Source organism: Streptomyces sp. NBC_00210 (genome assembly GCF_045160975.1).
GTDB lineage: Bacteria > Actinomycetota > Actinomycetes > Streptomycetales > Streptomycetaceae > Streptomyces.
The window spans coordinates 8,407,828-8,420,656 of sequence record NZ_CP108120.1; the positions used below are offsets into that span (position 1 = coordinate 8,407,828).

The following is a 12,829-nucleotide window of genomic DNA, read 5'->3' on the forward strand; positions in this document are numbered from 1 at the left end:
GTCAGAGCTTGGCGGGGGCGGCCTCGGCCGCTTGGACGGGGCTGCTCGCGGCCATCGGGCGGGACGCGGTGAGCGGGCGGTGGTGCTTGCTCAGCCCCAGCAGCGCCACGGCGGCGGCGAGCAGGAGCGCCACGGCGGCGATGACGAAACTCAGCGTGAACTGGCTTTCGGCGGGCAGTGCCACGCCAACCGAGGCGTAGGTGACTGTCTTGGACGCGAGCAACGAGGTGACCACCGCGCTGGCGATCGAGCTGCCCACCGACCGGGAGATGGAGTTGATGCCGTTGGCGATGCCGGTCTGGTGCAGCGGAACGCTGGCCGCGATGAGCGCGGGCATCGCGGCGTAGCCGAACGAGATCGCGATGCCGGTGAGCATTCCCGCGGTGATCACGGCGGCGCTCGCGCCGTGTCCCCAGGCCAGCCACGCGAAGCCCGCGATGCCGACCAGCGCGCCCACCGCGAGGGTGAACCGGGCGCCGATGCGGCGGACGAGGATGCCGCCGACCGGGGCCGCCACCAGGGCGATCAGGGCGCTGGGCAGCAGATACTCGACGGAGGCGCGCAGCACGGAGGCGGTGAAGCCGTACCCGGTGATCCGCTGCGGCATCTGGACCAGGTAGGAGATGCCGATGAACTGGGCGAAGGCGGCGAAGCCGACGAAGAGCCCGGCCAGGTTGGTGAAGAGCACCTGACGGTGGACGAACATCCGCATGTCCACGAGCGGGTTGGCGACCCGCAGCTCCACCAGGACCCAGACCACGGCCGTGGCCGCGGCGCCGGCGAGGCAGCCCACGATGCGTCCCGAGGACCAGCCCCACTCATGGCCCTGGGAGATCCCGAGCAGCAGCAGGACCAGGAAGAGGGCGAGGGTGACGGCGCCGAGGAAGTCGATCCGTCCGCCGGTGGGTGAGCCGCCGTGCGGGACGACGACCGCGACGGCGGCCAGGGCCAGCACGGTCAGGGCGGTGGAGAACCAGAAGACCAGGTGGTAGTTGGGGTGGCTGCCCTGGGTGAGCAACCCGGTGGCGACGAGCGAGAGGCCGCTGCCGAACGCCAAGGTGCCGCTGACCAGGGCCATCGCCCCGTGCAGCTTCTCGTGTTTGACCTCGTCGCGGAGCACCGACAGGGCGAGCGGAAAGATCGCGGTGGCGGAGCCCTGGAGCACCCGGCCGACGATGAGCAGCGCCAGCGAGGTCGTGGTCGCGGCGATGACGGAGCCGATGACCATCACCACCAGGACCGTCACGAGCGTGCGCTTTTTCCCGTACTGGTCGCCGACCCGGCCGAGCAGCGGGGTGAAGACGGCTGCGGAGAGCAGAGCGGCGGTGGTCACCCAGCTGACACCGGCGGCGCTGGTGTGAAGCTCCTTCTGGAGCAGGGCGAGGATCGGGATGACCTGTGTCTGGGCCATGGCCACCACCATCGCGGCGAGGCCGAGTGCGAGGACCAGGGGTGTGCTGCCACGTTCCTTGGCAGAGGGAGGGACGTGACTCACGAGGTCGGACCTTCCAGGGAGATTCAAGACATGGATTGTTGATGTCTTCAAGTAATGCGTTGAAGGTAATCCTCGATAGTTAAGGTTGTCAAGTTGTTTCGCCTACACTCGAGCCATGACTCGCACTGTCACGCCTGCGCCCTCACCCCGCGCCGCGCCCACCCCCGTTCAGCTGATGGACCAACTCGCGCAGGCCGCAGCCGGCTACTACCGGAACTTCGCCGTCGTGGCGGCGAAGCGCGGCCTCACCCTCATGCAGGGCAAGATGCTGAGCCTGCTCCGGCAGCCGATGCCCATGCGGACGCTCGCCGATCTGCTCGCCTGCGACGCCTCGAACGTCACCGGGATCGTGGACCGGTTGGAGGCGCACGAGCTGGTCCGCCGCGAAGCCGACCCTGCCGACCGGCGGATCAAGATGGTGATGCTGACCGAGGAGGGGGAGCGGACCGTTCGCCTGATCCGCGCCGAGCTGATGTCCATGCTCAGTGGGCTGGAGGAACTGGGCGAGGACGAGCGGGCAACCTTCCAGCACCTGCTGAGCCAGGTCTTTCCCGCCGTCACCTCCTCATGAGGACTTTTCGCCGGTAACGTCGCGACGTCGACCTGATACGTGAGCTCAAGCAGGGACGATGAGCCATTTCAATCGAGGATGGCGAGATGATCGGCATCGCCGCCGCGCCACTCGATGAGGAGGATGGTCGCGTCGTCGCTGGTGATGCCGCCTCGTTCGGCTTTCAGCACGTGGGACAGTGCGCGCACTACCGCCCGCACCGCAGTGTGGTCGCGGACGATGCGGTTCGTGCTCTCGATGAGCTGTTCCTCCCCGAACTGTTCCCCGCCGGCTTGGTGCTCCTCGATCAGGCCGTCGGTGAAGCACAGCATCCGGTCGCCGGGCTGGAGTGTCCGCTCGGTGACTTGTGGCTCCTCGCCGCCGAAGCCGACCGGCAGAGTGGTGGGGCTTTCCAGCCGGTCCACCACGGTGCGGTTGCGGATCAACAGGGGTGCCGGGTGGCCGGCGTTGACCCATTGCAGATGGCCGGTGGCGATGTTCAGGCGCATCATCTGCGCGGTGACGAAGTGGTCGGGCCCGAACTGCTCGTTGATGGCCTGATCCATGAACGTATACACCTGGGACAGATCGGTGCCGGCACGTCGGGTGTGGCGGTAGGCGCCGATGGCCACCGTCGCCATGGTCGCGGCGTCCAGGCCGTGGCCCATCGCGTCGATCATGGCCACGTGCAGGACATCGTCGTTGAGGGCGTAGTCGAAGCTGTCTCCGGCCACCTCGTAGGCGGGCTCCAGAATTCCGGCCACCTCAACCTGCGGGACAGTCATCGACAGCGGGGGCAGCAGTGACCATTGGATCTCGGCTGCCACGCTCATCGGGGAGTGCCGGCGGGCCTGGAAGAACAGGTCGGTGTAGGCGTCCTTGGTGACGATCATGTCGGCGACCAGACCGGCGAGTCTGCGCAGCAGTCGCCGGTCGTCGTCATCGACGCTGTCCAGCGTGACGACCATGACCCCGATCTGGTCGCTGCCGTCCAGCAGTGGCAGATACATCCGCACACTGCCGTCCTGAGGCACCTCCACGGTTGTGCGGTTCAGAAAGGCCTGGCCGGCGGGGGAGCCCTCGACCGGTTCCGGGGCACCAACGGTCAGCCCTCTGCCCGACAGGGGCACGAGGAGCATCTGTTCGTAGTCCTGCAGGAGGAGGGACAGGTCCCGGCCACCGATCCTGGCCACCTCTTCGGCGACGAGCGGGGCAATCAGCTGCGGCGGCATCTCGTGTGCCCGGTCGAGCAGAGCACCCAGCAGCCGCTCACCGAACCCTTCCGATCGGTCGACCTCAGTCCTTTTCGCCGCTCGCCCACCTTCCGTCATCGCTGCCTGCATCTTTCTGCTGGGGAACCTGCACAGCCTCACGCGGCAACCCGGCCAACGAGCCCATTACGCCAACGGCGGCATGTCACACCCGGTCAGGACACCGGCCTTTGTCCGCCGAACCCCGTACGGACGGGGTGTGCGGTCGGCCGATCCGGGGGGACCATGGAAGCCGAAGCACTCAATGGACAATGGACAAGGGGGCAGGCCGCAGACAGGTGGATAGGCCACGGACCGGTGCGGGGGACGACCCACGCGGTCCGGCAGGTGGAAGGAGTGCCCGGGTGAGCGCAGCCGAAGGGCGTCCGGATGACACCGGTCAGGTGGAGGGAAGATCATCGCAGCCGAGCGGGCTGATGGACCTCCTCGGTGTCGCTGCTGTGCTGCTGGACGCCGATGGGCGGATCGTCTTGTGGAGCCCGCAGGCCGAGGACCTGTACGGCTACACCGCCCAAGAGGCGCTCGGGCAGTACGCGGCACCGCTGCTCGTCCACGAACAGAACTGGGAAGTGATAATCAAGCTGTTCGCCGAGGTCATGGAGACCGGTGAGAGCTGGGCCGGGTCGTTCCCCGTCCGGCACAAGGACGGCAGCACTCGTGTGGTGGAGTTCCGCAACATGCGGCTGCTGAACGAACGCGGCGGCTTCTACGCTCTCGGGCTCGCCACCGACTCACCGACGCTTCGACAGGTGGAGCGGGATCTCGCCCTGTCCACCCGGCTGATCTCCCAGTCGCCCATTGGGCTGGCGATACTCGACACCGATCTGCGGTACCTGGCCGTCAACCCCGCCCTGGAGCAGATTCACGGCATACCCGCGAAAGACCACCTCGGCCGGCACTACCGCGAGATCATGACCTCTGCGAAGTTCGAGGTGCCCGAAGCCGGGATGCGGCAGGTCCTCAGGACCGGGGTCCCCATGGTCGACCAGTCCACCATCGTCGGCCGCACCCCCGCCGATGACCGCAAGCATGCCTGGTCGATCTCGTTGTACCGGCTGGAGGACCCTCAGGGGCGTGTTCTCGGGGTGGCCGACCTGGTGGTGGATGTCACCGACCGGTATCGGGCAGCCATGGAGGCCACCGAGGCCCGGCGGCGCCTGGCCCTGATCGCCGACGGCTCCGTTCGCATCGGCACCACCTTGGAGGTGGAACGGACCGCCCAGGAGCTGGCCGAGGTCATCGTTCCCGAGCTCGCCGACGTGGTCGCGGTCGACGTCCTCGACTCCGTCCTGGAAGCCGGCCACCCAGCCCCCAGCGACGGCCCCGCCGTCTTTCGCGCCCTGGCGGTGAAGGCCACCCACTCGACCGAAGCCGCTGATGCCGCCGGCCCACCCGGCCACCTCGCCGCTTACGACACCGACCGGCTGGCCACCCAATGCGTACGCACCGGCCGCCCGATCCTGGTCACCCACGCGGACAGCAACGACCTGGCGCGCCTCGCCCGCGACGACCACGCCGCCACGCTGCTGGCCCGCGCCGGGGTGCACTCCTACCTGCTGGTCCCGCTCACAGCCCGCGGCCAGATCCTCGGCTTCGTGGGTCTCATCCGGGCCGACAACCCGCTGCCCTTCGACGAGGACGACCTCGCCGTTGCCGCCGAACTGGCCTCCCGCGCCGCCGTGTGCATCGACAATGCCCGTTCGCACCAGAGCGTGCGCAATGCCGCGGAGACCCTGCAACGCAGCCTCCTCCCGGAACACCCGCCGCACCTTCCAGGCCTGGAGGTGGCCTCCCGGTACCGGCCCGCACAGGCCACCTACGAGATCGGCGGCGACTGGTACGACGTCCTCCCGCTCGACAGCGACAAGACCGCACTCGTCGTGGGCGACGTCATGGGCAGCGGCATTGACGCCGCCGCCACCATGGGCCGCCTGCGTACAGCCACCAGCGCCTTCGCCGACCTCGACCTCGATCCTGCTCAGGTCCTCCAGCACCTCGACAAGATCACCTCGGGGCTGAAGCACTACATCGCCACCTGCGTGTACGCCGTCTACGACCCACACCGCTCCCAGTGCCACATCGCCACCGCCGGCCATCTGCCCCCGGCCCTCGTGCGCAGCGGCAAGCATCCCGAACTGCTCGACCTGCCCACCGGCATCCCGTTGGGAGTGGGCGGCGTCGCCTTCGAGACCACCACCGTCGACCTCGGCCCCGGCGACCAGCTGGTCCTGTATACCGACGGACTGGTCGAAACCCGCCACCACCCCATCGACGAACGCCTGGAAACCCTCCGCCACCTGCTCGAGCGGCCCGACCGGTCCCTGGAGGAAACCTGCGACCGGCTCCTTCAGGAACTCCGGCGTCCCGACGACCCCGATGACGTCGCCCTGCTCATCGCCCGCACGCAGCCCTTCACGCCCAGCTCAGAGCATCGTCAGCGGTGATGGGGCAGGAGTCCGCCGACGCTTCTCGGCGGCGGCTTGGCCCGTCGTGACCCGTGCCGCGTTCAGCGCAGTACGGCATCCATCAAGTCGGTGCCCAGTGCCGCTGTCGCAGACGCATCGAGCTCGTACAGCACGTATCGGCCGCGACGCCGCGTGGTCAGTAGGCCGGCCTTGCGCAGCACTGCCAGGTGCCGCGAGACCTCCGGGGTGGTCAGGGACCATGCCGACGCCAGCTCGCCCGTCGTGTGGGATCCACGGGCGAGCGTCCGCACCAGCCGGATCCGCACCGGATGCGACAGTGCCTGCAGGCGCAGATTCACCAGCTCCATGGGTACCGGCTCCGGCAGTCCCTGGGCCGTGACGGGGTACTGGACCACCGGACGCCGGCCGGGCGCGTGCACCACGACGAGGTGCGGGTGGCCGAACACCGTGGGCACGAACGTCATCCCCCGCGCCGCGCTCGCCGCGTTGTCCTGCAGTTTGTCGATAACGATCTGCTGCCGGTCCGCGTCCAGGGTGACGGCCCGAGACACCGATGTCAGCGTGTCGGCGAGGCCGTGCCGGGCAAGCAGATCCGTCTTCAGCCGCAGATCTGCGGCGATCCTCGGCCTGACGCGCCGCCAGTTCTCCGTGAAGAACGCCGGCCCGCAGTCCTCCAGCATTCGGCGCACTCGGGCCCGTACCATCCGTGGATCCGCGATGAGCCGGTCCGCGAAGGACGCCTGGCGCGGCCCACGGGCCTGGGCGAGATCCAAGGCGCGCTCCCGGTCCGCCGGGTCCGTCAGCGGCGACGGCATGCCGAACTGCAACCGGTTCGCTCCGCAGGTCGTGATGAGAGCCGCGGACACATACGTCTTGTCGTCGAGACGGTCGACCTCGTCCAGTTCCTCCTCCAAGGTCGCCGCCGGACGGCCCGGCAGGAGGAAGTCCGCCCGCGACGAGCGCCACAGGAACTCGGCTTCGAGCAGCCGCTCCGCGAGATCCGGCTTCAGCGCCGCGCGCGTACCGGCCGCCCAGCCCTGGTACGTCGGATGATGCTCCGGCACCGCCAGCACGTGCAGCATCGCGGTCAGCTCCGCCAGTGGAGACGCCGCGAACAACAGGCGCTCCGGCGGCACCCCGGTGATGTCGATGGCGAGGCTCATGTCGGACATCCTCGCAGGCGGCTGCCGGTGCGGCGGAATGGATTGACGACAACGGTCAATCAAAGTGACCGTCGGCAAGGGGCCAATCACTGTGGCGCCATGACGACGACACCGCCGGTACGGCCCCGGCATCCGGCCACGAGGCCAGGGCGGCCCGGGCGGCCTCGGCTCGGCGAACTCATGCGGGTATCGGGCGGCGCCCGCTATGCCGTCGCTCTGACGGTGGACGCGCTCGGCTCAGGCATGCTGCGGCCCTTCCTGCTGCTCTACGGGATCAAGGTGCTGGGGCTGGGGGTGACGGAGACCGGCACGGCGATGTCGGTGGGCCTGTTGCTGGGCCTTGCGGCGGTGCCGTTCTTCGGGCGGTGGATCGACCGCGGCGCCCGCACCGCGGCAGTCGCCTGCGCGATGCTGGTCCGCGTCCTGGGCATCGCCCTCCTCCTCGCCGCAAACGGCATCGGAGGCTCTGCTGTCTGGGGGTTCACCGCCGCCGCGCTGTTCCTCGGGATCGGCAACCAGTGCTGGCCCCCCGCACACGCCGCGCTGGTCACCACCCTGGCCGACGACCACAGCCGCGATGCCGCCCTGGCCGCGGGCCGGTCGCTGCGCAACGCGGGCATGGGGGCGGGCGCGCTGATCGCGACCGTGAGCATGACCGGTGGGACGGGCGCACTGCGAACTCTGGCTGCCGTGACCGCGCTCGGCTACGGCATCGCCGCCGCACTGGTCTGGTCGATGCGGGTCACCGCCCGCGGGCATGCGCAGGCGCCGAGTGCAGAGTTGTCCCGCGCGGGGCAATCCCGCCGCGGGCGCGTCACCGCCCTGGACATCGCCAACCTGCCTTACGCGTTCTGCTTCAACGTCCTTGAGGTGGCGCTGCCTGCCGTCCTCGTCTCCCAACTGCACGCCTCCCCGGCGTGGTCCGCAGGCATCTTCGTCGGCAACACCGTCATGGTCGTCACCACGCAGATCGCCGTCGTGGTGTGGATGTCGCGCTTTGCGCGCCGCTCGGCCCTGGCCGCCTCCGGTCTCGTACTCAGCGCCTCCTATTTGGGCTTCTGGGCTGCCGGGGGCATCGCGGGCCAGGGCGCGGCGGCGGCCGTCGCCGCGGTGTCCGTGCTGTACACGGCAGGCGAGATCATGTACACGGGCAGCGCCACCGCACTGATAGCCGCCACCACACCCTCACATCTGCTCGGCCGTGCCCTGTCCCGCTTCCAGGTCTCCAGTGGCATCGGCCTCGCGGCGTCCCCCGCAGTGCTGATGACGCTGTTCGCCTGGGGGCCGGGGGCGCTCTGGGGTTCGTTGGCTGCCACGACCCTGCTGGCCGCCGTCGTGATCCGCCGTTGGGCTCCCGACGACCAGGCCGAAGCGGAAACAGAGCGACACGCTCAAGGCTCGGTGCGGCACGCGTAGCACGTCGTCCCTGCGACGTGCGCCGGCAGTCCCGAGCTCACTCCGAGGCCCGGCGCAGGACGGTTGCCCCGTGCCAGCGGCAGACGGCCAGGGCGAGTTGGAGCCGGAACGTATTGTCCTCCAGCAGTATCCCGTGCTTCTCGACGGCCTGCTGGATGCGGTAGTGGACGGTGTTGCGGTGGACCGTCAGCTGGTCGGCGGTCGCGGCGTAGCTGCGGTTCGTCGCCAGGAAGACCTCCAACGTCCCCCGCAGGGACTGCCGCCAGGGGTCGTCGACGACCAGGCCGCCGAGGGTGTCGGCAACGAAATCCGCCAGGTCGGCGGGCTCGTCGGCCAAGAGGGCAACTGGCGCCACCTCGGCGAAGGAGACCACGCGGGGCGCGGCTTCTCCCGCCACCAGTGCGAGCGCCTTCGCCCGGGAGGCGCCGCGGATGCTGAGTCGGAAACCGTCCAGCCCGGCCCGGGGGTTGCCGATGGCCACCCGTACCGGCAGGCGAGCGCGGTCCACTTCCGCTGCCACCGCGTCGGCGTCCACGGTCTGGCCGGCGTTTACCGGGAGCCAGATACGCACGTCCGTCTCGTCGGTGGGCACGAGCAGCGGGTGGCCGCGCGCCTCGAAGATCCGGTGCAGCAGGCTGCTCAGGCGCTCCAGGATGTTCATCGCGTCGTACGGGTCGCTCGAGCGGTCGATCCAGCCCTCCACGGCGAGATGGGTTCCGGTCAACCGGTACCCGAGGGCGGCTTCGGCCTGCGTGATGCTGGGGGCGGGGTCGTGCAGCAGCTGGGTCACCCAGTGCTGCCGCAGCGCGCCCCGGCTGCTCAACCAGCGTTCGCGTTCCTCCTCGTAGGCGCGAGCGACCTGTTCGCAGACCCGGTCGATGTACGCCGCGGAGATCCCCACCACCGTGATGACCACGCGCGAGGTGTCCTGGACGGGTAGCTTCACGGCTTCGTTGAGCCCCAGTTCCAGGAAGCGCGACGCGCCCAGGCGGTAGGCGCGCAGGAGCGCCGACATGGGGACGTCGCGCTGGGCGAGCCGGCGGGCGTAGGAGATGGCCGACAAAGGTGCGTCCACGGTGCGCGGGTCGATGCCGTTGCTCAGGATGTGCAGTCCGGCGACGATGTTCTCGGTGATGCTGGCATGCAGCAGGCTGTGCAGCCGCTCGTCGTGGTCGAGGACCGCGATTTCCTTCTCGGTGGCCACGACGAGCTCCGCGATGAACGCGTCGCGGTGGGGCAGGAGGGCGTCCGCGAGTTGGGCCAGCGGGTCCGCCGACGCGCCCATGTGTGCTTCCTTCCCTGGGGCGATGTCACCGGGCGAGGAACCGCAGCGCGGACCGCGCCGCGTGGTAGCCGCTCATCCCATGGATCCCGGCACCCGGCGGGGTGGCCGCCGAGCAGAGGAAGACCCCCGGGATGCCGGTGCTGTACGGGTCGAGCGCCATCCGCGGCCGCAGTGCCACCTGCACGGCCGTATTGGCCCCGGTGATGATGTCGCCCCCGACATAGTTCGGATTGTAGTGCGGCAGTTCGGCCGTCGAGCGGACGAATGTGCCCACGATGCGCTCCCGGAAGCCGGGGGCGAACTGCTCGATCCGGTTCAGTACGGCGTCGGTGGCGTCACCGGTGTATCCGTGCGGGACATGGGCGTACGCATAGACAGGATGGATGGTGCCGGCCGAGCGGCCCGGATCGGCGAGGTACTGCTGGGCGAGCAGAACGAAAGGGCGTTCCGGCATACGGCCGCGACCGGTCTCCCGCTCGGAGTGGACGACCTCCTCCAGGGTGCCGCCGAGGTGCACAGTGCCCGCGCGACGGCAGGACGAGTTGGTCCACGGCACCCCGCCCTCGACGGCCAGGTCGACCTTGAACGCACCCGGACCGTGGCGATAGCGCCGGTAGGCGCGGCGGACGCGGGTGGGCATACGGTCCCCGCAGATGTCGGCGGCCGCGCCCGGGGCGACGTCGAGCAGGACCGTCCGATAAGGGGGCAACTCATCGAGGCAGCGCACCCGGACACCTGTTTCGATGGTGCCGCCGAGCTCCTTCAGCAGCGCGGCCAGCGCCTCGCCGATCACTCGGGAGCCGCCGCGGGCGACCGGCCAGCCGTAACGGTGCCCGGCGGCGGCGAGCATCAGCCCAACTGCGGCGGTTGTGGGGCGCGTCAGCGGATGAAAGGCGTGCGCCCCCATCCCGGCGAACAGTGCACGCGCCTGTTCGGTCTGCCAGCGGCGGGCCACCCAGGTGGCCGGCCGGAGCGCCCGCAGCCCGAACCGCACGAGGTGGACCGGATGCCTGGGCACATGCACCACCGGTCGCAGCAGGTCCTCGGCCAGAGCGTCGAACCCCGATGCCAGCGGGCCGAACAGCCGGCGCCAGGACGGACCGTCCGGGCCGAGGCCCGCCGCGGTCCGATCGAGCGAGCGGACCATCACCCCCGCCCGGCCCGAGTCCAGCGGATGCGCGAGATCGATCTCGGGCCAGGCCCACTCCAGGCCGTACCGTTCCAGCCCGAGCGAGCGCAGGAACGGTGAGCCGACGCCCATGGGATGCACGGCGGAGCAGTGGTCGTGCAGGACGCCGGGCACCGTCAACTCGCTGCTCCTGGTGCCGCCGCCGATTTCCTCCGCGGCCTCCAGGACGGTGACACTCACACCCTGCTGGGCCAGGGCGACGGCGGCGGCCAGCCCGTTGGGGCCGGCCCCCACCACGATCGCATCACTCATGCGTCGCCACCACGTTCGTGCCTGCCGGGTCGGGACGGCCGTCGGCCGCCCTGACGGGAATCGTGGGATCGTCGTCGGCAGGCCAGGGCTGGCGGGCGATCATTTCCCTGACGTCCACGAAGCCTTCCTCGATCCGGCCGGTTGCCGCGTCCAGGATGCGGTAGTGCTGGTGCTGCCGATGGATCGGCTGGGATTCGAGGACGATGACGCGCAGTTCGCCCTCCGCGAAGCCGCACCGCTCCTGGACCGCCTGCAGCAGCTGCTCGTTGTGCAGGTGGCCCTCACCGAAGTTCCAGCCGAGGACCGTGCCGGCGACGTACTCCCCGTCACGCATGTCGTAGGCACCGGTGTCCTCCACGGCTCGGGAGAGCAGGCCGTTCAAGGCCCGGCCGTGCGTGTGCATCGACCGCCAGGCCATGCCCTGATGCAGCATCAGCTCGGCGGTCTGTTCACCGTACAGGCTGGTGAGCTGGTCCTTGGGCGTGCCGGCGGCTTTGGCGATGTGGGTGTTGAGCTTCTCCTCCGAGCCCCTGCGGAAGCACCAGGTACTCGTGGCCCAGTTCCCGGCGTAGTAGCGCATCGCCGGCAGGAACGACACCAGATGCGGCTTCACGTTCCCGAGCACCGGGACCGCGACCAGGCAGAGCAGCAGAAGTGCCGCCAGGAGTGGGGAGTCGAGTGCGGAAACCTCGACCCCGGGGTAGTGGCCGAAGAGGAACAGTGCGGAGAAGATGAAGAAGATGTTCCACTCCAGCGGCACGCCCATCGGGAAGGTCGAAATGATGTGCAGGTGGAAGACGACCATGACGGTCAGCGCGACGGTCGTGGTGATGCCGCTGTGGGAGAGCAGGAGCACCAGCGGCACCGAGTACTCGATGACCGTGCCCCCGTGCGCCGCGAAGGCGGACAGCCGGGACGGGCGCAGGTCGTCCGGGTAACGGCGGTAGAGCTTGCGCTTGAGCCACTTGCTCCGTTGCAGCGGACTGTTGCTGATCATGATGGCGCAGACGTACGGAAAGTGGTGGTTGAGTTTGGACGTCGCGGCGCCCCACCACAGGGCGAGCATCACCAGTTTGAGACCGATGATCATGTCGGTGAAGGGGAAGCAGAAGACCAGCAGCGTCAGCCCGTAATGCTCTCCGCGTGCCGCGAGGAAGACCGTCTTGTCACGCAGCCCGAGCAACGCCAGCGCGACGACGAGCGGGACCAGGCGGACGGGCTCGATCAGGCCGGCGGTGTGCGCCCCGGGGACCCGGTCGGGGTTGCCCGGGGAACAGAGCAGCCACACCGCCGAGGCGATGACCGCCGCGTACAGCATCACGTCGGTGATGGTGCGGCGGGTGCCACGGGTGAGGGGCACCTTGCCCGGCCACGGAGGCAATCGGACGGTGCCGGGCCGCAGCCAGTGCAGGAACGCGCTGACGGGCGGCAGGAAGCGCAGGGTCAGCGGTCCCGATCCGCAGCCGAGACCCAGCACTTCGTACAGCAGCGTCCAGACAACGATCTTCTGATAGACGATCGGCTCGGTCCACCAGGACGTGAAGTCGCCGATCTCCCCGACTCCTGGGGTTGCCGCTGCGATGGCCACGCCGCCGAGGACGTAGCCCACGATCTTGACGAGGTAGAGGACGTACACCGCGTACGGTGTGCCGAAGCCGTTCTCGGCCCAGTGCTGGGCGAGCGGGCGGATGCGCTGCAGATATGGCCGCGATCGCCATTCCTGCAGATCGACGTCGGCCAGATTCGGGGTGCTGAATCCCATGACGGACCTTCAATTCTCGC

General features: G+C 69.4%; 9 protein-coding genes. 3 read left to right on the forward strand and 6 right to left on the reverse strand.

The genetic code is table 11. The annotated features are described in order from the left end of the window. Position 1: 1 nt before the first annotated feature. A complete protein-coding gene (locus OG729_RS37775; protein WP_405810609.1) occupies positions 2–1,495 on the reverse strand; it encodes an MFS transporter in 1,494 nt (497 codons plus the stop codon). Between the two features lie 115 nt (positions 1,496–1,610). On the opposite strand from OG729_RS37775, the gene OG729_RS37780 reads away from it, so the two are divergent. Then, on the forward strand, positions 1,611–2,066 hold the full coding sequence (locus tag OG729_RS37780; RefSeq protein ID WP_360881964.1) for a MarR family transcriptional regulator: 456 nt from the start codon (positions 1,611–1,613) through the stop codon (positions 2,064–2,066). Positions 2,067–2,134: 68 nt separating this feature from the next. Here OG729_RS37780 and OG729_RS37785 read toward each other — a convergent pair whose 3' ends face one another. Next, on the reverse strand, positions 2,135–3,376 hold the full coding sequence (locus OG729_RS37785; protein ID WP_405810612.1) for a PP2C family protein-serine/threonine phosphatase: 1,242 nt from the start codon (positions 3,374–3,376) through the stop codon (positions 2,135–2,137). Positions 3,377–3,732: 356 nt separating this feature from the next. Between OG729_RS37785 and OG729_RS37790 the strand changes: the two genes are divergently transcribed. Next, complete coding sequence (locus tag OG729_RS37790; protein WP_405811427.1) at positions 3,733–5,760, forward strand: SpoIIE family protein phosphatase; 2,028 nt, start codon at positions 3,733–3,735, stop codon at positions 5,758–5,760. A 62-nt stretch (positions 5,761–5,822) separates the two neighbouring features. Here OG729_RS37790 and OG729_RS37795 read toward each other — a convergent pair whose 3' ends face one another. Continuing rightward, positions 5,823–6,905, reverse strand: a complete 1,083-nt coding sequence (locus OG729_RS37795) for a DUF5937 family protein (protein ID WP_405810613.1) — start codon at positions 6,903–6,905, stop codon at positions 5,823–5,825. 99 nt (positions 6,906–7,004) lie between these two features. Between OG729_RS37795 and OG729_RS37800 the strand changes: the two genes are divergently transcribed. Further along, positions 7,005–8,321, forward strand: coding sequence for an MFS transporter (locus OG729_RS37800; protein ID WP_405810615.1), 1,317 nt, complete (start codon positions 7,005–7,007; stop codon positions 8,319–8,321). A gap of 37 nt (positions 8,322–8,358) precedes the next feature. On the opposite strand, the gene OG729_RS37805 is transcribed toward OG729_RS37800, so the two are convergent. From OG729_RS37805 to OG729_RS37815, 3 genes are read right to left on the reverse strand one after another with little or no spacing between them, the layout of a single operon-like run. Continuing rightward, positions 8,359–9,606, reverse strand: coding sequence for a PucR family transcriptional regulator (locus OG729_RS37805; RefSeq protein WP_405810616.1), 1,248 nt, complete (start codon positions 9,604–9,606; stop codon positions 8,359–8,361). A 25-nt stretch (positions 9,607–9,631) separates the two neighbouring features. Continuing rightward, the gene (locus OG729_RS37810) at positions 9,632–11,047 is read right to left on the reverse strand and encodes a phytoene desaturase family protein (protein WP_405810618.1); all 1,416 of its coding nucleotides are present in this window, start codon (positions 11,045–11,047) and stop codon (positions 9,632–9,634) included. Next, positions 11,040–12,809 carry a DUF3556 domain-containing protein gene (locus tag OG729_RS37815; protein ID WP_405810620.1) on the reverse strand — a complete coding sequence of 590 codons (1,770 nt, stop codon included), beginning with the start codon at positions 12,807–12,809 and terminating at the stop codon, positions 11,040–11,042. Before OG729_RS37815 ends, OG729_RS37810 begins: the two co-directional genes overlap by 8 nt. Positions 12,810–12,829: the final 20 nt, after the last annotated feature.

Bases quoted from the DNA above. Each gene is read 5' to 3' on its own strand.
- OG729_RS37780 (WP_360881964.1), top strand. From the start codon at position 1,611: ATGACTCGCACTGTCACGCCTGCGCCCTCACCCCGCGCCGCGCCCACC.
- OG729_RS37785 (WP_405810612.1), bottom strand. From the start codon at position 3,376: ATGACGGAAGGTGGGCGAGCGGCGAAAAGGACTGAGGTCGACCGATCG.
- OG729_RS37790 (WP_405811427.1), top strand. From the start codon at position 3,733: ATGGACCTCCTCGGTGTCGCTGCTGTGCTGCTGGACGCCGATGGGCGG.
- OG729_RS37795 (WP_405810613.1), bottom strand. From the start codon at position 6,905: ATGAGCCTCGCCATCGACATCACCGGGGTGCCGCCGGAGCGCCTGTTG.
- OG729_RS37800 (WP_405810615.1), top strand. From the start codon at position 7,005: ATGACGACGACACCGCCGGTACGGCCCCGGCATCCGGCCACGAGGCCA.
- OG729_RS37805 (WP_405810616.1), bottom strand. From the start codon at position 9,606: ATGGGCGCGTCGGCGGACCCGCTGGCCCAACTCGCGGACGCCCTCCTG.
- OG729_RS37810 (WP_405810618.1), bottom strand. From the start codon at position 11,047: ATGAGTGATGCGATCGTGGTGGGGGCCGGCCCCAACGGGCTGGCCGCC.
- OG729_RS37815 (WP_405810620.1), bottom strand. From the start codon at position 12,809: ATGGGATTCAGCACCCCGAATCTGGCCGACGTCGATCTGCAGGAATGG.